At 68.5% G+C, this 20561-nt stretch carries 21 protein-coding genes and 1 pseudogene; 15 read left to right on the forward strand and 7 right to left on the reverse strand.

Going from position 1 to position 20561, the window contains the following annotated elements:
* Window positions 1-11 precede the first annotated feature (11 nt).
* Both BMZ19_RS02180 and BMZ19_RS02185 read right to left on the reverse strand, forming a co-directional pair.
* Window positions 12-467, reverse strand: coding sequence for a hypothetical protein (locus BMZ19_RS02180; protein ID WP_090306193.1), 456 nt, complete (start codon window positions 465-467; stop codon window positions 12-14).
* Window positions 468-537: 70 nt separating this feature from the next.
* The gene (locus tag BMZ19_RS02185) at window positions 538-981 is read right to left on the reverse strand and encodes a GNAT family N-acetyltransferase (protein WP_090306196.1); all 444 of its coding nucleotides are present in this window, start codon (window positions 979-981) and stop codon (window positions 538-540) included.
* A 216-nt stretch (window positions 982-1197) separates the two neighbouring features.
* Here BMZ19_RS02185 and BMZ19_RS02190 point away from each other — a divergent pair, with 216 nt between their 5' ends.
* The 5 genes from BMZ19_RS02190 (at window position 1198) to BMZ19_RS02210 (ending at window position 6337) form a co-directional block, all read left to right on the forward strand.
* A complete protein-coding gene (locus tag BMZ19_RS02190) occupies window positions 1198-2514 on the forward strand; it encodes a tetratricopeptide repeat protein (protein WP_090306200.1) in 1317 nt (438 codons plus the stop codon).
* Window positions 2515-2651: 137 nt separating this feature from the next.
* On the forward strand, window positions 2652-3650 hold the full coding sequence (locus BMZ19_RS02195) for an MBL fold metallo-hydrolase (RefSeq protein ID WP_090306203.1): 999 nt from the start codon (window positions 2652-2654) through the stop codon (window positions 3648-3650).
* Window positions 3651-3894: 244 nt separating this feature from the next.
* Window positions 3895-4545 (forward strand): c-type cytochrome, encoded by a 651-nt coding sequence (locus BMZ19_RS02200; protein WP_090306206.1) that lies wholly within the window; start codon window positions 3895-3897, stop codon window positions 4543-4545.
* On the forward strand, window positions 4542-5462 hold the full coding sequence (locus BMZ19_RS02205) for a c-type cytochrome (protein WP_090306209.1): 921 nt from the start codon (window positions 4542-4544) through the stop codon (window positions 5460-5462). Before BMZ19_RS02200 ends, BMZ19_RS02205 begins: the two co-directional genes overlap by 4 nt.
* A gap of 188 nt (window positions 5463-5650) precedes the next feature.
* Complete coding sequence (locus BMZ19_RS02210; RefSeq protein WP_090306212.1) at window positions 5651-6337, forward strand: spermidine synthase; 687 nt, start codon at window positions 5651-5653, stop codon at window positions 6335-6337.
* A gap of 24 nt (window positions 6338-6361) precedes the next feature.
* Here the strand turns inward: BMZ19_RS02210 and BMZ19_RS02215 are convergent, their stop codons facing one another.
* Window positions 6362-6922 carry a histidine phosphatase family protein gene (locus BMZ19_RS02215; RefSeq protein ID WP_090306215.1) on the reverse strand — a complete coding sequence of 187 codons (561 nt, stop codon included), beginning with the start codon at window positions 6920-6922 and terminating at the stop codon, window positions 6362-6364.
* 64 nt (window positions 6923-6986) lie between these two features.
* Window positions 6987-7319, reverse strand: a complete 333-nt coding sequence (locus BMZ19_RS02220) for a YnfA family protein (protein ID WP_090306218.1) — start codon at window positions 7317-7319, stop codon at window positions 6987-6989.
* A 364-nt stretch (window positions 7320-7683) separates the two neighbouring features.
* Here BMZ19_RS02220 and BMZ19_RS02225 point away from each other — a divergent pair, with 364 nt between their 5' ends.
* Genes BMZ19_RS02225 through BMZ19_RS02255 form a run of 7 tightly spaced genes read left to right on the forward strand, consistent with a single transcriptional unit; the run spans window position 7684 to window position 13990 of the window.
* Entirely contained in the window at window positions 7684-8211 is a 528-nt protein-coding gene (locus BMZ19_RS02225) for a gluconate 2-dehydrogenase subunit 3 family protein (RefSeq protein WP_090306220.1), read from the forward strand.
* 51 nt (window positions 8212-8262) lie between these two features.
* Window positions 8263-9843, forward strand: a complete 1581-nt coding sequence (locus BMZ19_RS02230) for a GMC family oxidoreductase (RefSeq protein WP_090306223.1) — start codon at window positions 8263-8265, stop codon at window positions 9841-9843.
* A gap of 22 nt (window positions 9844-9865) precedes the next feature.
* The gene (locus BMZ19_RS02235) at window positions 9866-10855 is read left to right on the forward strand and encodes a thiamine pyrophosphate-dependent dehydrogenase E1 component subunit alpha (protein WP_090306226.1); all 990 of its coding nucleotides are present in this window, start codon (window positions 9866-9868) and stop codon (window positions 10853-10855) included.
* A gap of 53 nt (window positions 10856-10908) precedes the next feature.
* Complete coding sequence (locus tag BMZ19_RS02240; RefSeq protein WP_090306229.1) at window positions 10909-11988, forward strand: 2,3-butanediol dehydrogenase; 1080 nt, start codon at window positions 10909-10911, stop codon at window positions 11986-11988.
* A gap of 25 nt (window positions 11989-12013) precedes the next feature.
* Window positions 12014-13039: an alpha-ketoacid dehydrogenase subunit beta gene (locus BMZ19_RS02245; RefSeq protein ID WP_090306233.1), complete on the forward strand. Its 1026-nt coding sequence runs from the start codon at window positions 12014-12016 to the stop codon at window positions 13037-13039.
* A gap of 3 nt (window positions 13040-13042) precedes the next feature.
* Window positions 13043-13276: a lipoyl domain-containing protein gene (locus BMZ19_RS02250; RefSeq protein ID WP_090306235.1), complete on the forward strand. Its 234-nt coding sequence runs from the start codon at window positions 13043-13045 to the stop codon at window positions 13274-13276.
* 3 nt (window positions 13277-13279) lie between these two features.
* A complete protein-coding gene (locus BMZ19_RS02255) occupies window positions 13280-13990 on the forward strand; it encodes a 2-oxo acid dehydrogenase subunit E2 (protein WP_090306238.1) in 711 nt (236 codons plus the stop codon).
* 261 nt (window positions 13991-14251) lie between these two features.
* Here BMZ19_RS02255 and tatA read toward each other — a convergent pair.
* Window positions 14252-14380: pseudogene (tatA, locus tag BMZ19_RS02260) on the reverse strand (twin-arginine translocase TatA/TatE family subunit); the annotation flags it as partial.
* A gap of 31 nt (window positions 14381-14411) precedes the next feature.
* A complete protein-coding gene (gene lipA, locus BMZ19_RS02265) occupies window positions 14412-15377 on the reverse strand; it encodes a lipoyl synthase (RefSeq protein ID WP_090306244.1) in 966 nt (321 codons plus the stop codon).
* Window positions 15378-15716: 339 nt separating this feature from the next.
* Between lipA and BMZ19_RS02270 the strand changes: the two genes are divergently transcribed.
* The gene (locus BMZ19_RS02270; RefSeq protein WP_090306247.1) at window positions 15717-16430 is read left to right on the forward strand and encodes a lipoate--protein ligase family protein; all 714 of its coding nucleotides are present in this window, start codon (window positions 15717-15719) and stop codon (window positions 16428-16430) included.
* A 171-nt stretch (window positions 16431-16601) separates the two neighbouring features.
* Here the strand turns inward: BMZ19_RS02270 and BMZ19_RS02275 are convergent, their stop codons facing one another.
* Window positions 16602-18566 (reverse strand): sigma-54-dependent Fis family transcriptional regulator, encoded by a 1965-nt coding sequence (locus BMZ19_RS02275; protein ID WP_090306250.1) that lies wholly within the window; start codon window positions 18564-18566, stop codon window positions 16602-16604.
* A gap of 385 nt (window positions 18567-18951) precedes the next feature.
* Between BMZ19_RS02275 and BMZ19_RS02280 the strand changes: the two genes are divergently transcribed.
* A complete protein-coding gene (locus BMZ19_RS02280; protein WP_090306251.1) occupies window positions 18952-19500 on the forward strand; it encodes a VOC family protein in 549 nt (182 codons plus the stop codon).
* Window positions 19501-19631: 131 nt separating this feature from the next.
* On the forward strand, window positions 19632-20561 hold the full coding sequence (locus BMZ19_RS02285; protein ID WP_090306254.1) for a transporter: 930 nt from the start codon (window positions 19632-19634) through the stop codon (window positions 20559-20561).

Here is a 20561-nt window from a genome sequence, read left to right on the forward strand (position 1 = left end):
GTGGCAGCCGGCTATTCGATCTCGCCGCAGAACAGGTCCCAGCTGCCATCGGCGGGGCTGTTGCGCACCAGCAGGCTGTAGCCGCCGCTGCGCAGCTGTTCCAGCGGCACCTCCACCCGCTTCGACAGCCGCCAGCCGGCCTGGGCGCGGCCGATGCGATCGGCGAGCACGATCTGGTTCATCTCCCAGGCAGGCGTGGGGCCGAGGCGCTCGCAGCGGCCGGGGTAGATGAAGGTGTACAGATGCACCGGCCGGCTGGTGCCGTCCGGTACGCCGCCGATGATGAAGGAGATGCCGGTGCGCTCGCCCTCGGCCACCAGGGTGGCTTGGGCGATCTTGCCGGCATTGTGGTTCGTCGCCACGAGGGGCACGGTGAGGATCTGGCGCTCCTGCGCAGTGCCGGACCACGGGGTGCACCCCTGGACGGCCAGCACCGCGCCGGCCAGCAGCCAGTACCTGATGGACATCGCTCGTCTCCTCCGCCGGATGACCGGCGTGGTTACCTGCCCACGCCAGCCTGTGCAGCGTAGTCGATCGCTACAGCGCCCGTCGCAGCGGGCGCATCGGCGAACGCGTGAAGCCGTGGTGGCCATAGAAGCGTTGCGCCGCCGCGTTGTCGTCGTCGGTGAGCAGGGTGATGCGCCGGCAGCCGCTGTCCCGCGCATGGGCGATGGCCTGCTCCAGCAGCGCCGAACCGATGCCCGCGCCGCGCGCGCCGGTGTCCACCACCATGTCCTCCAGCAGCGCCACCCGCGCACCCAGTGCGGTCGACACCGTGTAGAGCAGATTGACCATGGCGACGATGCGCGTGTCCGCGACGGTGACGAGGATTTCGCCGACCGCCGGATCGTCGATGATCGCCGCCAGTCCGCGCTGCTGCGCGCTGCGGTCCGGGGTGAATTCGGCTTCCTGGGCGAACAGCTGGTCGAGCAGTGTGCAGAGTGCCGGGATGTCGGCAGGGGTGGCGAGGCGGATTTGCATGGGACCTCCGGTCGGATGGGATGCCTCACATGATGCAAGTGGCGCGCCAGCGTCGGGGGCGCCTTGCACGGCTGGCCCCCAGCGACTTTACTTTCCTTCCCAATGCGCTTGAAAAAAGTCCTGCCTGCGCGCAGCGAACTCACTGCCGCGCTGCGCTCGCCGTCAAGCAGCGCGTTCGCTGTGTGGCGAGCGGCTGGCAGCGACGGGGAGGCGACGATGAACACCAGCAAAGACAGCCTCGGCAACCCGCTCAGCGGTGCGGTGCCGAGCAGCGTGCAGCACTACGAACAGGCGCTGCACCAGTTCCAGTGCTATTGCGGCGATCCGCTGGCGACCATCGAGGTGGCCTGCGCCGAGCGTCCCGATTTCGTCATGGCCAGGGTGATGCATGCCTGGCTGCATCTGCTCGGCAGCGAGCCGAGTGGCTGGCCGGTGGCGCGCGCCGACCTCGAACTGGCGCGGCAATGGACGGTCAACGACCGCGAGCAGGCGCATCTGGCCGCCATCGAGCAGCTGGTCGAGGGGAACTGGCATGCGACGCGACGGGTGCTGGAGGATCTGACCCTGGCCTATCCGCTCGACGGCCTCGGCCTGCTGGCCGGCCACGTGCTCGACTTCTACGTCGGCGATGCGCGCATGCTGCGCGATCGTATCGCGCGAGCCTTTCCCGCCTGGTCGCCGGCGATGCCGGGTTTCCATGCCCTGCTCGGCATGCACGCCTTCGGCCTGGAGGAGACCGGCGCCTATGCTCGCGCGGCTGCCAGTGGCCATGCCGCACTTCTGCTGGAGCCGCGCGACGCCTGGGCACACCATGCGGTGACCCATATGCTGGAAATGCAGGGCCGCCAGCACGAGGGCATCGCCTGGATGCGCGACCGCCAGGCGCAGTGGGCCGAGGACAACTTCTTCGCCATCCACAACTGGTGGCACCTCACGCTGTTCCATCTGGACCTGGGCGAGTTCGACGCGGTGCTCGAACTGTTCGACAGCGCCATCGTCGGCAGCGAGTCGCCGCTGGCGCTCGACCTGGTGGACGCCTCGGCGCTGCTCTGGCGCCTGTACCTGCGCGGCGTCGATGTCGGCGAGCGCTGGAACGGGGTGGCTGAGCGCTGGCTGCCGTTCGCCGACAGCGGCCACTACGCCTTCAACGACGCCCACGCGATGATGGCCTTCGCCTGCGCCCAGCGCGGCGAGGCGATCCAGGCCCTGCTTTCCGCCCAGGCGCGGGCGATGCAGGGCGCTGGTGACAACGCGATGTTCACCCGCGATGTCGGCGCGCCGCTGTGCAAGGCGATCCTCGCCCTCGTCGAAGGCGACCCGGCGCGCAGCGTGGAGCTGCTGCGCCCGCTGCGCGGCATCGCCCAGCGCTTCGGCGGCAGCCACGCGCAGCGCGACCTGATCGACCTGACCCTGCTCGAGGCAGCCCTGCGCGACGGCCAGCAGGCGCTGGCCCGCGGCCTCGCCGCCGAGCGTGTCGACGCCAAGCCGGGCAGCCCCGCGGCCCGCGAACTGCTGCGCCGAGCCGCGGGCTGAGCGCCGAGGCTACGCAACTGCCCCGACGCACTGGACAAGCCGGCGGCGATTTCGCATAACGGGCGGGGTTCGTGCGGCGCAGTGAGTGCGCCAATCCGGGGCGGTCGTGCCCCTGCTTCTGAATGGAGATCTGCAGCATGCTTCTATCCCGCAACATCGCCCGCCATGCCCTGCTCGCCGTGGCGCTCGCCGGTTCCGCCGCGACCGCGGCCCTGCCGCTGGCGGCCAGCGCCGCGCCGGTGGCCAAGCAGCAGACCCAGGTGCCGGGCTTCTACCGCATGGCGCTGGGCGAGTTCGAGGTGACCGCGCTGTACGACGGCTATGTCGACCTTGACACCCAGGTGCTCAAGGGCGCCAGCGCCGAGGACATCCAGAGGCTGCTGGCGCGGATGTTCGTCGAGTCGAGCAAGGGCGTGCAGACCGCGGTCAACGCCTACCTGATCAACACCGGCAGCCAACTGGTGCTGGTGGATGCCGGCGCGGCGCAGTGCTTCGGGCCGACCCTCGGGGTGATCCAGGCCAACATCAAGGCGGCTGGCTACGCGCCGGAGCAGATCGACACGGTGCTGCTCACTCACCTGCACCCGGATCACGCCTGCGGCCTGCTGAACGCCGACGGCGGCATGGCCTTCCCCAACGCCAGCGTGCACGTGCCGCAGGCCGAGGCGGACTACTGGCTGAGCGCCGAGGTGGCGGCCAAGGCGGCGGAGGCCAGCCAGGGCATGTTCAAGATGGCCCAGGCCGCGGTGGCGCCCTATGCTGCGGCGGACAAGCTCAAGCGCTATGGCGAGCAGGGCCCGGGCATCGCCGGGGTGACCAGCGTGGCCAGCCACGGCCATACGCCGGGGCACAGCGGCTACCTGTTCGCTTCGGGCGAGCAGCGCCTGCTGGTGTGGGGCGACATCGTGCACAGCCATGCGGTGCAGTTCGCCCGCCCGGAGGTCTCCATCGAGTTTGACGTCGACAGCGCCCAGGCCATCGCCACCCGCCAGCGTGTGTTCGCCGACGCGGCGCTCGACAAATTGTGGGTGGCCGGCGCGCACCTGCCGTTCCCCGGCATTGGCCACGTGCGCGTCGAGGGTGAGGGCTACGCCTGGGTGCCGGTGGAGTACGGCCCGCTGCGCAGCGACCGCTGAGTCTGGCGCCTGCGGCGCGGCGGTCGCGGGGCGCATGCCCCGTGGCTGCCTGGCACGCGCAGGGCGTTGTGGATTGCATAGAACTTTTTGGTATATACATATTCCATCTGTGTCGGCTCGTCGGGTGGCTGTGCTATTTTTGGCTCCGCGACATCCTGCCGCACGGCCAGCTCGCTCACTCGAGCAGTCATTGCCGCAGAGGCCGGGTCGCCTTCCGATAAAAATAATCGCGACGAGGCTCCCTATGACTTTCTCCCGCTTGCCTCTGGCCGGCCTGTGTGCGCTGCTGTTGGCGGCCCAGGTACAGGCTGCCGATGGACAGAAACTCCTCACGCAAGGCGGCGCCAATCCCGCAGCCATGGCCTGCGCCGGTTGCCACGGCGCCGATGGGATGGGCATGGCGGCGGCGGGATTTCCGCGCCTGGCCGGTTTGTCGGCCGGCTACCTGGCCAAGCAGATCGGCGACTTCCGCTCGGGGACGCGGGCCAATCCGATCATGCAGCCGATAGCCGCGGCCCTGAGCGACGACGAGATCAACGCCGTGAGCCGGACCCTGGCCGCTCTGCCGGCCCCCGCGTATCCGCGCACCGGTCGGGCCGAGAAGGCCGAGGGCAGCGGGGCGAGGCTCGCCCTGCGTGGCGCCTGGGAGCGCAACATCCCCGAATGCGTGTCCTGTCATGGCCCGGGTGGCCTAGGCGTCGGCGACACCTTCCCGCCACTGGCCGGCCAGTCCGCCCAGTACCTGAGCGCCCAGCTCAATGCCTGGCGCCAGGGAACCCGCAAGAACGATCCCGCCGATCTGATGGGACATGTCGCCCGCGCGCTGAGCGATGCCGAGGTCACGGCCGTGTCGGACTACTTCGCCAGCCTGAACCCCCAGGGAGCCGCGCAATGAAAATCTTGATGCCAGCACTCCTCGCCCTGGCCATCGTGGCACCGGTCCAGGCCGCCAAGATCGCGATGGAGGATCAGTCGCAGATGCAACCGGTTCCGGCAGCGGCTGCCGCAGCGAGCGTGTTCCAGCCGCCGCAGGAGCAGGACCTGCCGGCCGACGCCTTTGGCCAGCTGGTGCAGGATGGTCGGGCGATCTTCGTCGATACCCGCAACCAGGCGGCGGAATACGTCGGCAACGGCATGAACTGCACCAACTGCCACCTCGATCAGGGTCGCAAGGCCGATTCCGCGCCGCTGTGGGGTGCCTATCCCATGTATCCGGCCTATCGGAAGAAGAACAATCGGGTCAACAGCTACGCCGAGCGCATCCAAGGCTGCTTCCAGTTCAGCATGAACGGCAAGGCGCCGGCCGTGGACAGCCATGTGATCAATGCGCTGACCGCCTACTCCTACTGGCTGGCCACCGGCGCACCCACCGGCAAGGCGCTGCCGGGGCGCCTGTATCCGGTGGTGGCCGAGCCCAAGGGCGGCTACGACCTGGCCAGGGGCGAGCAGATCTACGCGGCGCAGTGCGCGGTCTGTCACGGCGACAACGGCCAGGGCCAGAAATCGGGGAACGACTACGTGCTGCCGCCACTGTGGGGCAAGGACTCCTACAACTGGGGCGCCGGCATGCACCGGATCAACACCGCCGCCGGCTTCATCAAGCACAACATGCCGCTGGGCAAGGGCGGCAGCCTCAGCGACGAGGAGGCCTGGCATGTGGCGGCGTTCATGAACAGCCACGAGCGCCCGCAGGACCCGCGGCTGATCGACGGCTCGGTCGAAAAGACCCGCGACAAGTACCACGCCAACGACGGCGTGAACCTCTACGGCCAGATGGTCAACGGCGTGATGCTCGGCCAGGGGATCAAGTGATCCGCGCCTGAGTTCGCGAGGGTGCGCAATCCGCCGGCCGTCCCCGGCGGATTTCCCTGCGATTGAAGATGGATTGCCGGCCCAGTCGCGCGAGGGCCTAGAATGGCGGGCTTTCGCTGCCGGCCGAAGATCGTCGAGGCCACAGCCCGATCCCGGTCGACCCGCTCGACCCCTTCACGAGATGCGCCATGAAACGTTTTGTCCTGCTCGACACCGCCCCGATTCCCGACAACGGCGGTGCCCTGTGCCTGTTCGAGCACGGCGACGACTTCGTCATCAAGATCCAGGGCGGCCACGGCGGCCAGTTGATGAACACGCGCATGCACGGCTCCGAGGATGCCCTGGCCGAGATCCCCTGCAAGAAGGTCGCCGCGCGCCCCGACCCGCGGGTGCTGATCGGTGGCCTGGGCATGGGCTTCACCCTCGCCTCCGCGCTCAAGCACCTGGGCGACAACGGCGAAGTGGTGGTGGCCGAACTGGTGCCCGGGGTGATCGAGTGGAACCGCGGCCCGCTGGGCGAGAAGTCCGGCAATCCGCTGCGCGATCCGCGCGCCCGGGTGGTCAACGAGGACGTCGCCAAGCTACTGCAGGCCGAGCCGCACGGTTTCGATGCGATCATGCTGGACGTCGACAACGGCCCCGAAGGGCTGACCCAAGAAGCCAACAACTGGCTGTACTCCCTCGACGGCCTGCATGCCTGTGCCCAGGCGTTGCGCCCGCGTGGCATCCTCGCCGTGTGGTCGGCCAGCGCCGACCGCGCGTTCTCTGCGAGGCTGAGCAAGGCCGGCTTCAAGGCCGAGGAAGTGAAGGTCTACGCCCACGGCAACAAGGGCACCCGCCACACCATCTGGATCGCGGAAAAGCGCCCGAGTTGAGCCGGTGCTGTGCCGGGCGGCGGATCAGTCCGACGCGCGGTACACGCTGCACTGCCAGTAACCGCTGACCGGCCGCTTGGGGCCGCGCCAGCCGAGGGCCAGCAGTTCGCGGGCGATCAGCAGGATCATCAGACCGTGGCCGACCAGAAACACCGAGTCGTGCTCGCGGGCCAGCTGGATCAGCCGCTGCGCCGCCTCGTGGGCGCGCAGCTCGGTGGCCAGGCGCGGTCTGGCGAGGGCGCTGAGGCCGTAGAACCAGGCCAGGCGGAACAGCGCTTCCCAGGCCAGCGGCGGCAGCTTGGGGTACAGCCAGTGCGGATAGGGCAGCTCGGCCTCGCAGAACAGCGCCTCGCGGAGAAACTCCCGGCCCGGCGCCAGCCGCTGCGCCGACTGCACGCAGCGCGGCAGGGTGCTGCTCGCCAGCACCCCGGCGGCCGCTGCCTGCGCCAGGGTCGTGGCCGGCGCCTCGCCTGCGACTATCCCCGCCTGGTCGTAATGGCGCAGCCAGTCCGGCATCGCCATCGGCGCGACCCAGGAGTCGAGCTTCAGGTCCGGCTTGCCGTGACGGGCGAGAGTGATTTGCATGGGGCGTTCCGCGCGAGGTTGCCTTAGCCACTATAGGCGCGGCGCGCGGATCGGGTGGGCGGCCTCAGCTCGCGCGCGGCGCGAACATGATGATGGCCATGCCGCTCAGCGCCACCGTGGCGCCCAGCAGGTCCCATCCGGTCGGCCGGATTCCGTCGACACCCCACAGCCAGAGAATGGCGACGAAGATGTACACGCCGCCATAGGCGGCATACACGCGCCCCGAGGCGGTAGGGTGCAGCGACAGCAGCCAGGCGAACAGGGCGAGGCTCGCCGCGGCCGGCACCAGCAGCCAGACGCTCTTGTCCTGCTTGAGCCACAGCCAGGGCAGGTAGCAGCCGAGGATTTCGGCGACGGCGGTCAGCAGGTACAGCGCCAGGGTCTTGAGTTCGAACATGCCTTTCTCGCAGTGAAGGGAATCAGGGTTGCCGACTAACCATGCATGGGGTGGGCCAGCCGAGGCATGGGCGTCCCCGGTTAGGGACTAGCGGTGGCAAGCCGTGTAATACGCCTTACAACGGTTTTACAGGTGTAATGGAATCCACTTTACAGGCAAGTCGTCCCGGCGCTTCCGGTTCTATCGTTTGCACAATATAAAGTCTTTTTAAAACAACGACTTATCATTCTATTCGGACTTTGGCACGCAAGCTGCTCATGACTGTTCAAGGAGTCGCAACAGGCTCCTCGACAACAAAACAATGAGCGCCGGCCATGTCTGACCCCACCTTGCAGATGCGCCGGCAACAGTCTGGAGCGCTGCCATGCACGACTCTTCCGTCCCGAACGCCGGCCTCAGCCGCCGGCGTTTCATGTCCCTGTCCGCCCAGTCGCTGGCGCTGCTGGGCGCCACCGCCGTCACGGCCCAGCTGATCCCGGTCACCCTGCTCGCCGACGAGGCGCCGCAGGAGGCGTTGCCCAAGCTGCCCGCCGGCCTGCTGCAGATGGGCCGCGACATCTATCCCCACGACCGCCTGAACGATCTGCACTACGCCACGCCGCTGGCCGCGCTGCTCGACAAGCAGGGCGCGCTGGTCAGCCAGGGCCTCAAGGAGCTGCAGGCCAGCGCCCGCGAGCGTCACGGCAAGGCCTTCGAGGCGCTCGCCGAGAACGACCGCGTCGCCCTGCTGCGCGCCATCGAGACCGGGCCGTTCTTCCGCGAGGTGCGCAGCGCGCTGATGTTCGGCCTCTACGACAACACCGCGCTGTTCGGCCTGTTCGGCTACGAGGGCTCGTCGGTCGAGAAAGGCGGTTACGTACACCGCGGTTTCAACGACCTCGACTGGCTCTGAGCGCTTCTCCCGTTCGCAGCTCACCAACTCCAACAATGAGGGGATAACCCCATGGCAGCGAAATTCTCCCAGGACGACGGCGATGTCGTCGTCATCATCGGTTCGGGCGCCGGCGGCGGCACCCTGGCCAATGCCCTGGCCAAGCAAGGCATCCGCAGCGTGGTGCTGGAGGCCGGCAAGCGTTACGAGATGTCCGACATCGAGAACGACGAGTGGGCGATGTTCAACAAGATCTCCTGGCTGGACAAGCGCATCGCCACCGGCAGCTGGGACGTGGCGCGCAACCACCCGAACCTGCCGGCCTGGATCGTCAAGGCGGTCGGCGGCAGCTCGGTGCACTGGGCGGGCGTCGCCCTGCGTTTTCGCGACTTCGAGTTCCGCATGCGCAGCGAGAACGGCGACATCAAGGGCGCCAACCTGCTCGACTGGCCGCTCGATTACGAGGAGCTGGAGCCCTGGTACGCCAAGGCCGAGCAGCACATGGGCGTGACCGGGCCTACCACCGGCATGCCGTACCACCAGTGGCACAACTCCTTCAAGGTGCTGGCCAGCGGCGCCCAGCGCATCGGTTACAAGGAGATCCAGTCCGGGCCGATGGCGATCAACACCCAGCCCTACGACAACCGTCCCGGCTGCCAGCAGATCGGCTTCTGCATGCAGGGCTGCCGCATCGGCGCCAAGTGGTCGACCCTGTACACCGACATCCCGCGCGCCGAAGCCACCGGCTACTGCGAGGTGCGTCCGCAGAGCATGGCGCTGCGCATCGAGCACGACGCCCGCGGCCGGGTCAACGCGGTGGTCTACGCCGACGCCGAGGGCCGCCAGCAGCGCCAGAAGGCGCGGGTGGTGTGCGTGGCCGGCAACTCCATCGAGTCGCCGCGTCTGCTGCTCAACTCCGAGTCGTCGACCTTCAAGGACGGTCTGGCCAACTCCTCCGGCCAGGTCGGGCGCAACTACATGTGCCATACCACCGCCGGGATCTACGCGGTGATGCCCAAGCCGGTGCACATGTACCGCGGCACCACCTGCGCCGGGATCATCTCCGACGAGTCCTACAACGACCCCGCGCGCGGCTTCGTCGGCGGCTACCGCCTGGAAATCCTCTCCCTCGGCCTGCCGTTCATGTCGGCCTTCCTCGACCCGACCCCGCAGGGCTGGGGGCGCGGCTTCACCGCCAAGATGGAGCGCTACGACCACATGTCCGGCGTCTGGCTGTGCGGCGAGGACCTGCCTGTGGAGAGCAACCGTATCACCCTGCACGGCACCGAGAAGGACCAGTACGGCCTGCCGGTACCGGTGGTGCACAAGGACGACCACCCCTTCGACGTCGCCATGCGCGACCACGGCGTCGAGCAGACCCGCAAGTGCTACGAGGCGGTCGGCGCCAGCGAGGTGATCCGCCTGCCGTCCTACCCGGCCAGCCACAACATGGGCACCAACCGCATGAGCGCCAAGGCCGCCGACGGCGTTGTGAACAAGTGGGGGCAAAGCCACGACATTCCCAACCTGTTCGTCTCCGACGGCAGCCAGTTCACCACCAGCGGCGGACAGAACCCGACCCTGACCATAGTCGCCCTGGCCCTGCGCCAGGCCGACCACATCGGCAAGCTGATCAGCCAGCGCGCCCTCTGATCCCCCACACGGAGCCGATCACATGACCGTACCGAGCAACGCGCAGCGACTGTGGATGTTCGAGCAGATGCTCGTCAGCCGCTATCTGGAAGAGTCCATCGAGCGCATCTACATGGAAGGCAAGACCCCGGTCTTCAACATGGCCAAGGGGCCGATCCCCGGCGAGATGCACCTGTCCAACGGCCAGGAGCCGTGCGCCGTCGGCGTGTGCGCGCACCTCGCCGCCGAGGACGTGGTCACCGCCACCCACCGCCCGCACCACATCGCCGTGGCCAAGGGCGTCGACCTCAACGCCATGGTCGCCGAGATCTTCGGCAAGGCCAGCGGCCTGTCCGGCGGGCGCGGCGGGCACATGCACCTGTTCGACCCGCGGGTGAACTTCTGCTGCTCGGGGATCATCGCCCAGGGCATGGGGCCGGCGGTGGGCGCGGCGCTGTCACGCCAGATGCAGGGTAAGCCGGGCGTCGCCGTGGCCTACATCGGCGAGGGCGCGGCCAACCAAGGCGCCTTCCACGAAACGCTGAACCTGGCCGCGCTGTGGAAGCTGCCGGTGGTGTTCGTCATCGAGGACAACGCCTGGGGCATCTCGGTGGCCAAGCAGTCCTCCACCCCGATCGAGCGCAACTACGTGCGCGCGGCGGCCTACGGCATGCCGGGGGTGTTCGTCCCCGGCAACGACGCCGACGCCATCTTCGCCGCCGCCGGTGAGGCCATCGAGCGGGCACGCAGCGGCGGCGGGCCGAGCCTGATCGAGATCGAGACCTCGCGCCTGGCCGGCCACTTCATGGGCGACGGCGAGCAGTACCGCCCGGCCGGCGAGAAGGACGCCCTGATGGCGAAGGATCCGATCCCCGCCTACCGCCAGCGCCTGCTCGCCGACGGCGTGCTGAGCGAGAGCGAGGCCGACGAGATGGCCGCGCGCGCTCGCGGCCGGGTCGACGAGGCGGTGCTGTTCGCCCGCGAGAGCGCCTACCCGGCGCCGGAAGAGGCCATGGACAAGGTGTTCGTCTGATCGCCGCCACGACAACGACAACAAGGGTTATCGAGATGAGCCAGAAACTGACGATGAAGGCCGCGGTATGGCACGGACGCAAGGACATCCGCCTGGAAGAGGTCGCCCGGCCGGGCAGCCCGCAGCCCGGCTGGGTGCAGATCCGCGTGCACTGGTGCGGCATCTGCGGCTCCGACCTGCACGAGTACCTGGCCGGTCCGGTGTTCATTCCCACCGATAGCGCCCATCCGCTCACCGGCCTCAAGGGCCAGTGCATCCTCGGCCATGAATTCAGCGGCGAGATTGTCGCCCTCGGCGCAGGTGTCAGCGGTTTCCAGGCCGGCGAGCTGGTGGCCGCCGATGCCTGCCAGCACTGCGGCCAGTGCTGGTTCTGCGAGCAGGGCCAGTACAACCTCTGCGAGAACCTCGCCTTCACCGGGCTGATGAACAACGGCGCCTTCGCCGAGCTGGTCAACGTGCCGGCCAACCTGCTCTACCGCCTGCCGGATGGCTTCCCCAGCGAGGCCGGTGCGCTGATCGAGCCGCTGGCGGTGGGCATGCACGCGGTGAAGAAGGCCGGCAGCCTGCTCGGCCAGACCGTGGTGGTGGTCGGCGCCGGCACCATCGGCCTGTGCACCATCATGTGCGCGCGAGCCGCCGGCGCGGCGCGGATCATCGCTCTGGAAATGTCCTCGGCGCGCAAGGCCAAGGCGCTGGAAGTCGGTGCCAGCGAGGTCATCGATCCGAGCCAGTGCGACGCCATCGCCGCCGTGCGCGAACTTACCGACGGCTACGGCGCCGCGGTGTCCTTCGAGTGCATCGGCCACAAGGCCACCGCCAAGCTGGCCATCGACGTGATCCGCAAGGGCGGCCGCTGCGTGATGGTCGGCATCTTCGAGGAACCCAGCGAGTTCAACTTCTTCGAGATCGTCGCCACCGAGAAACAGATCATCGGCGCCCTGGCCTACAACGGCGAGTTCGCCGACGTCATCGCGCTGATCGCCGACGGCCGCCTGGACGTAACCCCGCTGATCACCGGACGGATCGAGCTGGCGCACATCCTCGAACAGGGTTTCGAGGAACTGGTGAACAACAAGGATCAGAACGTGAAGATCATCGTCAGGCCCGCCGCGCCTGCCGCTGCCTGTCACTGACCCCCATTTACAGAGGAGTTGCGACATGTCCGCAGCCATCAAAGAAAGAAAACTCACCGTCGCCCGCGCCATGGCCGAGGCGGTGGCCCAGGAAATGCGCCTCGACCCGCGCGTGTTCGTGATGGGCGAGGACATCGGCCAGCTCGGCGGGGTGTTCGGCAACACCCGCGGCCTGCACGAGGAATTCGGCAGCGTGCGGGTGCGCGACACGCCGATCTCGGAGACTGCCTTCATCGGCGCCGCGGTGGGCGCCGCCTCCGACGGCATGCGGCCGATCGTCGAGCTGATGTTCGTCGACTTCTTCGGCGTGTGCATGGACGCCATCTACAACCTGATGGCGAAGAACACCTACTTCTCCGGCGGCAACGTGCGCGTGCCCATGGTGCTGATGGCCTCCACCGGCGCCGGCTACTCGGACGCCGGCCAGCACTCGCAGTGCCTGTACGGCACATTCGCCCACCTGCCGGGGATGAAGGTGGTGGTGCCGAGCAACGCCTACGACGCCAAGGGCCTGATGACCGCGGCGATCCGCGACGACAACCCGGTGATCTTCCTGTTCCACAAGGCCCTGCAGGGCATGGGCTGGCTGGGCACCGAGAAGGGCGCCACCGTGGCGGTGCCGGAGGAGCCCTACACCGTCGAGATCGGCAAGGCCGCGACCGTGCGCGAGGGCACGGACGTGACCATCGTCAGCCTCGGCGCCGGCGTGCACCACGCCCTGCGCGCTGCCCAGCAGCTGGACAAGGACGGCGTCAGCGCCGAGGTGGTCGACCTGCGCAGCCTGGTGCCGCTGGATCGCGAACATGTGATCGCCTCGGTGCGCAAGACCGGCCGGCTGATCGTGGTCGACGAGGACTATCACAGCTATGGCGTCAGCGGCGAGATCATCGCCAGCGTGGTCGAGCACGACCTCGGCATGCTCAAGGCGCGCCCGCAGCGGGTGGCCTTCCCCGACATCCCGATCCCCTTCACCCCGGTCATGGAGCAGTGGGCGTTGCCCAGTGCCGAGAAGATCGTGGCCGCCTACCAGAACCTGAAGAGCGAGGAGTAACCCATGACGACCCCAATCGTGATTGCCGATGACCTGTGGGACGGTGACGCCGAAGCGGTGATCACCTCATGGCTGGTCAGCGATGGCGCCGAGGTGGCCCCGGGTGACCTGGTCGCCGAGATCATGTCCGAGAAGGCCCAGTTCGAGATCGAGGCCCCGGTGGCCGGCGTGTTGAAGATCCTCGAGCAGGAAGACGCGGTGATCGCCAAGGGCGCGACCATCGGCGCGGTGGAGTAGCCCATGGGCCAGATGCACACGCCGCCCGAGTCGGGCGGCAGCAGCCTGCCGCTCAAGGGCATGCGCAAGATGATCGCGGCGAAGATGAGCGAAAGCCTGCACACCGCCGCCCAGCTCACCCACCATGCCGAGTGCGAGCTGACCGCGCTGCAGGCGCGCCGTGCGCGGCTCAAGGCGTCCGGCAGTCAGGCCTCGCTGCAGGATCTGCTGCTGCACGCCATCGTGCAGACCCTGGGCGAGCATCCGGCGCTCAACGCCACCCTGCAGGACAACCTGATCACCCGCCATGCGGCGGTGCACCTGGGCCTGGCCATCCCGCTGCCGGACGACCTGCTGGTGGCGCCGGCGCTGTTCGATGCCGAGCGCCTCGACCCGGACGGTCTCGCCGAGGCGCGCCGCGCGCTGACCGACAAGGCGCTGGCCGGCAAGCTGTCGGTCAAGGAGCTGACCGGGGCGACCGTCACCGTGTCCAACCTGGGGCTGTCGCGGGTGCACTACTTCACGCCGATCCTCAACGTGCCGCAGGTGGCCATCGTCGGCATCGGCGGCATCCAGCAGCGCCTGCAGCGCGGCGCCGACGGCAGCCTGGTGGAGTGCGACTTCCTCGGTCTGTCGCTGACCTTCGACCACCGCGCGGTCAACGGTGGGCCGGCGGCCGCGTTTCTTGATGCGCTGTGCGAACGCATCGAGGGCGGTGGGGAAGCGGGTTCCTGAGGCGTATCCCGAACCGGACTGCCACGCTAAGCAAGGGGCGCGGCGGTCCATAACCTTGCATAAGAGGCCGGCATCTGGATGCCGGCCTCTGCGTTTGCGGCTGGCACCTGCGGCGCACTTCGGCGCGGTTGGCGATGCGGCCGCGCCGGTTGCCGTCGAAGGGGGACAGTGCGGCTGCGTCGGGAGTGGCGCAGCCGCGCTGTCGTGGGTGGTTCAGGAACGGTCTTCGCGGGAGGGCAGCTGCGGGTCTGGGCTGTCCGCCACCGAGCCGCGGAAACCCTTGATCGCCTCGCCTACATCGCTGCCCAGGCTGCGCAGGCGCTTGCTGCCGAACAGAACCAGCACGACTAGCAGAATGACCAGCCAGTGTTTCCAGTCGAAGATACCCATGCTTGCTTCTCCTCTGTGTTGTCGTCGTTGTTCACAGCCCGCGGGCCTGCCGGTCGGCATGGTAGGACGAGCGCACCAGCGGACCGGAGGCGACGTTCTTGAAGCCCATCTGCTCGCCCTGCTCGGCGAACCAGGCGAAGGTGTCCGGGTGCACGAAGCGCTGCACCGGCAGATGGTTGCGCGAGGGCTGCAGGTACTGGCCGAGGGTCAGCATGTCGATTTCGTGCTCGCGCATGCGCTGCATGGTCTCGATGACCTCCTCGTCGGTCTCGCCGAGGCCGAGCATCAGCCCCGACTTGGTCGGCACGCCGGGGACGCGCTGCTTGAACTCCTGCAAGAGGTCCAGCGACCACTCGAAGTCCGAGCCCGGGCGCGACGACTTGTACAGGCGCGGCACGGTTTCCAGGTTGTGGTTGAACACGTCCGGCGGCTCGCTGGCGGTGATGTCGAGGGCGATTTCCATGCGCCCGCGGTAGTCCGGCACCAGGGTTTCCAGCTGCACCCCCGGCGACAGTGCGCGGATCTCGCGCAGGCAGTCGGCGAAGTGCTGGGCGCCGCCGTCGCGCAGGTCGTCGCGGTCCACCGAGGTGATCACCACGTACTTCAGGCGCAGGTCGGCGATGGCCACGGCCAGGTTCTTCGGCTCGTCGGGGTCCAGCGCGTTCGGCCGGCCGTGGCCGACGTCGCAGAACGGGCAGCGGCGGGTGCAGATGTCGCCCATGATCATGAAGGTGGCGGTGCCGCCGGAGAAGCACTCGCCGAGGTTCGGGCAGGAGGCTTCCTCGCACACGCTGTGCAGCTTGTGCTGGCGCAGCAGCTGCTTGACCCGCTCGACCTCCGGGGTGACCGGAATGCGCACGCGGATCCAGTCCGGTTTCTTCGGCAGCTCCTCGGTCGGAATGATCTTCACCGGAATGCGCGCGACCTTGTCGGCGCCGCGCAACTTGGTGCCGGTTGCCACCTTGGCCTGTTTGCCGGCAGTGTGTTGGAACTCCACATCGATCTCCGCTGGTTGGGGAAGTGTCTGGGTTATTCACCAGACATGAGCAAGAGCCGGGCCAGCCGCTAAATGCCCGGAATACGGGGCTTGCCGCCGCGCTCGACGCGCCGGTGAAGCGTTACACCTGTAAGCGCCTTTACAGCTTTATTGCTGCGCGTGGCGCGCGGGCTGCGATCGGCCGCACCGGTTTGCCGGGCTGCTCCGCTGGATCGGCCAGCGCTGGCGGGGCTGCGGCGGGATTTTCCGAGCATGGCACGCATCCTGCGTTCGGGGTTTCAGCCTGCCCGGATCTGCCTCGCGCATGCTGTGGCGACCAATCGACAACAGTGAGGTGCTATGACCCTGATACAACGCCTGCCGGTCGAGGCCGGCCTGGATGCCGAGCGTGCGCTGCTGGAGCGGGTGCACGCCGGCGACATCGACTGCGCGCTGCTGCTGTGGCGCCCGCAGGACGCCGCGCTGGTGATGCCGCGCCGCCTCGAGCGGCTGGACGGCTTCGCCCGCGCGGCGGCGACCTGCGCCGAGCTGGGCTGGCCGGTGGCCCTGCGCGACACCGGTGGCGAGCCGGTGCCGCAGTCGTCGGCGGTGCTCAACGTCGCCCTGGCCTGGGCGGTGCCGGTCGACGAGGCCGAACAGCATCGCATCGAGAACGCCTATCGACGCCTGTGCGATCCGCTCTGCGAGTGGCTGCTCGAACTGGGCCAGGCGCCGGATCTGGGCGCGGTGGAGGGGGCGTTCTGCGATGGGCGCTTCAACGTCACCCTGGGCCAGCGCAAGCTGGTCGGCACCGCGCAGCGCTGGCGCAAGCGCGGCAGCGACGGCCGCCATGTGGCCCTGGCGCACGGCGCCATCCTCATGGAGAACCTGCGTGAGGAGATGGTGGCGGTGGTCAACGCCTTCTACCGCGACTGCGCGCTGGACAGCCGCTGCCGGGCGACCAGCCACGTGGCGCTGGACGAATGCGTCGGCGAGGTCTGGGCGGTAGCCGAGAGGCTGGATGCCTGCTACCGGCGCAGCCTGGCGGCGGCGGGCTTGCCGAAACCGGAATAGAGCGAGAGCTCCCGGTCTGTAGGGGCGAATTCATTCGCCAAGGGGTGCGAAGCGCCCCCCGGAGCCCTCAAGGGCAGGCCATTGGCCTGCTTGGCGAATGAATTCGCCCCTACAGCGGGTTGAGCAGGCCCGTAAGCCATCCATGTGACCGTCGTGGTGCTGCCGCCCGCCTCAGCCCTGGGCGTTGGGCGGCACGATGTCGTAGACCTTCATCCAGCGATACACGGTCGGCCGCGACAGCCCCAGTTCGCGGGCGGCGGCGCTGACGTTCCAGCGGTGGCGGCGCAGGGTTTCCACCAGCTGCGCGCCAGGGTCGCCGGTCGCCACCTCGAGCACCGGCGCCGGCGCCTCGGGCTGGCGCGCGCCGACGCCCTGCAGGCATTCCTCGGGCAGGTCGGCGGCGGTGATTTCCGCTCCTTCGCAGGTGGCCAGCGCGTACTGCAGCACGTTGCGCAGTTCGCGGATGTTGCCCGGCCAGGCGTAGCCGAGCAGGGCGCTCATGGCGTCGCCGCGGATGCGCGCCGGACGCTGGCGCTGCTCGCTCAGTTCGGCGAACACCTTCTCGATCAGGTAGCCCTTGTCGGCCCGCTCGCGCAGCGCCGGCAGGCGCAGGATGGCGCCGTTGAGGCGGTAGAACAGGTCCTCGCGGAACTGCCCGGCGTCGATCATCTGGCGCAGGTCGCGGTGGCTGGCGGCGATCACCCGGATGTCCACCTTGACCGGCTTTTCCGCGCCCAGCGGCATCACTTCCTGTTCGGCCAGCACGCGCAGCAGACGGGTCTGCAGGTGCAGCGGCATGTCGCCGATCTCGTCGAGGAACAGGGTGCCGCCGTCGGCCTGCTGGATCAGGCCGCGCATGCCCTTGCTGCGCGCGCCGGTGAAGGTGCCCGGCTGGTAGCCGAACAACTCGCTCTCGATCAGCGACTCGGGCACGGCGGCGCAGTTGATCGCCACGAACGGCGCCCTGGCGCGCCGGCTGCTGTCGTGCAGGGCGCGCGCCAGGCGCTCCTTGCCGGTGCCGGTCTCGCCGTTGAGCAGCACGTTGAGCGGCTCGTCGCACAGGCGTTTGGCGCGCGCCAGCATCTTGCGCATCAGCGGGTCGTCGTCGGCCAGCTCGTCGAGAGCGCAGCGTGGTGCCTCGCTGCTGGGGGCCGTCGCGGTAGGCGCAGCGCGGCGCGGCTCCATCAGCGCGGCGAAATACAGCGCGTTCTGCCGGTGGGTGCGGAAGGCGCGCACGTGGTCGGCGCTGGCGTAGGGAATGCCGAGGATATCGGCCAGCTCGCAGTCGAACAGCTGCTCCACGCCGACCCTGGGCGCCAGCGCCGAGGGCCGTAGCGGCAACTCCAGGCCGCATTGGGCGAGCAGCTGGCGGCCGGCGGTGTTGGCCGCCAGCAGGCTGCCGTCCTCGGCCATCGCCAGCAGGTAGTGGCGGTTGATCAGGACGAACTCGCGCGAGCTGTCCAGGCAGAGGATGTACTGGTCGCGGTAGCGGCGCAGGAAGTAGGCGTCCTCGATCATCCGCGCGTACTGGCGCACCAGCTGCAGGGCGAAGGTCTGCGAATCCTTGGAGGGCGGCGAGTGCAGCGCGGAGATGTCCAGCACGGCGAGCAGTTGGCCCTGCGGGTTGAAGATCGGCACCGCGGTGCAGGTCAGACTGATGTGGTGGGCGCTGAAGTGGTCGCGGTGGTGGCAGGTGAGCGCCTGCTGCTCCTTGATGCAGGTTCCCACCGCGCAGGTGCCGGCGTGGTCCTCGCTCCAGTCGGCGCCCAGGTACAGGCCGGTCTTGCGATGGGCGCTCTCGTCGTCGGGGTGGCCGAGGAACTGCACGGTGATGCCGCGGCTGTCGGTGAGCAGCACCACGTAGCCCAGTTCGGCGATGTGCCGGTACAGCTGCTCGACGCCGGCGCGGGCCACGTTGAGCAGCTCGTCGGCCTGGTCCTGGTGGTCGAGCAGCACCTGGCGCGGCACGAAGCGCGGCGGCGCCGGCTTGGCCGGGTCGAGGCCGTAGTCCTCGATGCAGCGTTTCCACGAGCGGGAGATCAGCGGGTCGAAGCCGGGGCCGGCGAGGGGCGAGGTGGCGTCGGCGTGGGACAGGACGGCGTCGATGTGCGCACTGCCGGGCAGGGTGATTCGCATGCAGCCTCCTCGGATCACCGGCACAGCATTGGCCAGGCAAAGGGCCGTCGGTATCCGCAGTGTCGATCTTGTTCTTGTGGCGGCGACGCCTCGCGGGCGCGCCATCGGTGTGTGCAACGAACTGCCAGTCTACCCCCGCCGCGGCGTCGCTGCGAAGCCTGTAATGCCTGTAACGGCGGTAGTTACAGCTGTAAGTCGGCTTGACAGCCGGCCCGTTCGGCCGCGGCTGCGCGGCCCGCTCCTGATCTGGGGAAAGCCTTTCAAAATCAGCTGCTTGGCCACTCAGAACGGGCCTGGCATGCATCCTGCGATGACAGTTGCGCCCCGCCCGCGGCTGATCGGCGGGGTACGCCAACAACAAGAACGGTTTTTCAGGAGCATCGACATGACTTTCGCGACCCCAGCGCGCGGCCTGCCCGGCATGCGCGGGCTGCAGCACATTGGCATCACCGTCCCCAACCTGGCCGAGGCGGTGGCCTTCTTCGTCGAGGTGCTCGGCTGCGAGCCGTACTTCACCTTCGGCGAGTTCAGGTTCGACGACGACTGGATGGAGCGCCACCTCAACGTACATCCGCGCGCCAGCATCCGCGACTTCCAGATGGTCCGCTGCGGCAACGGCACCAACCTGGAGATCTTCGAATACAGCGCGCCGGACCAGAACCGCCGTCTGCCGCGCAATAGCGACGTCGGCGGTCACCACCTGGCCTTCTACGTCGACGACATGGATCAGGCGCTCGCCTACCTGAAGGAGCGGGGCGTCACCGTGCTCGACACGCCGAGCACCTTCACCGACGGCCCGGCCGCCGGCCTGACCTGGGTGTACTTCCTCGCCCCCTGGGGCCTGCAGCTGGAGCTGGTCAGCTTCCCCGAGGGTATGCAGTACGAGGAGGCGCACACCCGCCTGCTCTGGGATCCGCGTTTCCCGGCGCAGTAATCCCGGAGGCGCTGCGGCCTGTCGCGGCGCCAATCCCCGCTCCCCATTTGCGCATCCGTCAGCGGCCGCGCGCAACGCGCCCGCGCGGCTATCTGTGTGCCTGTGAATAACAACAAGAGAGAGGAAGCACCATGTTGCCCACCAGCCTTACCTGCCTGCACCGTGCGCCGCGCATCGACGCGCAGCTGTGGATCATCCTGTGGGGCCTGCTGCTGCTCGGCGCCGGCCTGTCCTGCAGTCGGCCGGCCAGCGCACTGGACCTCGACGCCGGCGACTACGTGCCGGCCGCCGCCGGCACCACCCTCGGCCTGCTCTACCTGCAGCAGGCCGAGCGCGACCATCTGTACCGCGACGGCCACCGCGTGGCTGGCTCGCCGGGGCTCGATTCGCAGATCGGCATCCTGCGCCTGGTGCATTACGCCGACCTCGGTGGCTACCGCGTCGCGCCGCAGATCCTGCTGCCGTTCGGCCGCCTCGACGGCCGCCACGACGGCAACGCGCTGGGCGACAGCAGCGGCCTGGCCGATCCGATCCTGGCCATGCCGGTGTGGTTGCTCAACCAGCCGGAGCGGCGGCGCTTCTTCGCCATCACCCCCTACCTGTTCATCCCCGCCGGCCGCTACGATCACGACCAGCCGCTCAACCTCGGCGAGAACCGCTGGAAGCTGACTCTGCAGGCTGGCTACGTTACCGGCATCGGCGAAAAGTTGGCGCTCGACCTGGCGGCAGACGTGACCTTCTACGAGGACAACGACAGTTATGGATCGCAGAAGTGGCACCACGAGCAGAAGCCCAGCTACCAGTACCAGGGCTTCCTGCGCTACCCGCTCGGCGACACCCTCGACCTGCGCGCGGGGCTGTCATGGCAGCACGGCGGCGAGAACTGTCTGGAGAGCTCCTGGCTGAACGACAGCCAGCGTACCGGCAAGTGGTCGGCGGGCTTCGCCTGGTTCTTCCGGCCCGGCAGTCAGCTGGCCGCCACCGTCGGCCGCGACCTGACGGTGGACAACGGTTTCCGTGAAGAAAGCCGGATCAACCTGCGGCTGCTGCAGGTGTTCTGA

Source organism: Pseudomonas linyingensis (genome assembly GCF_900109175.1).
Classification (GTDB): Bacteria; Pseudomonadota; Gammaproteobacteria; order Pseudomonadales; family Pseudomonadaceae; genus Geopseudomonas; species Geopseudomonas linyingensis.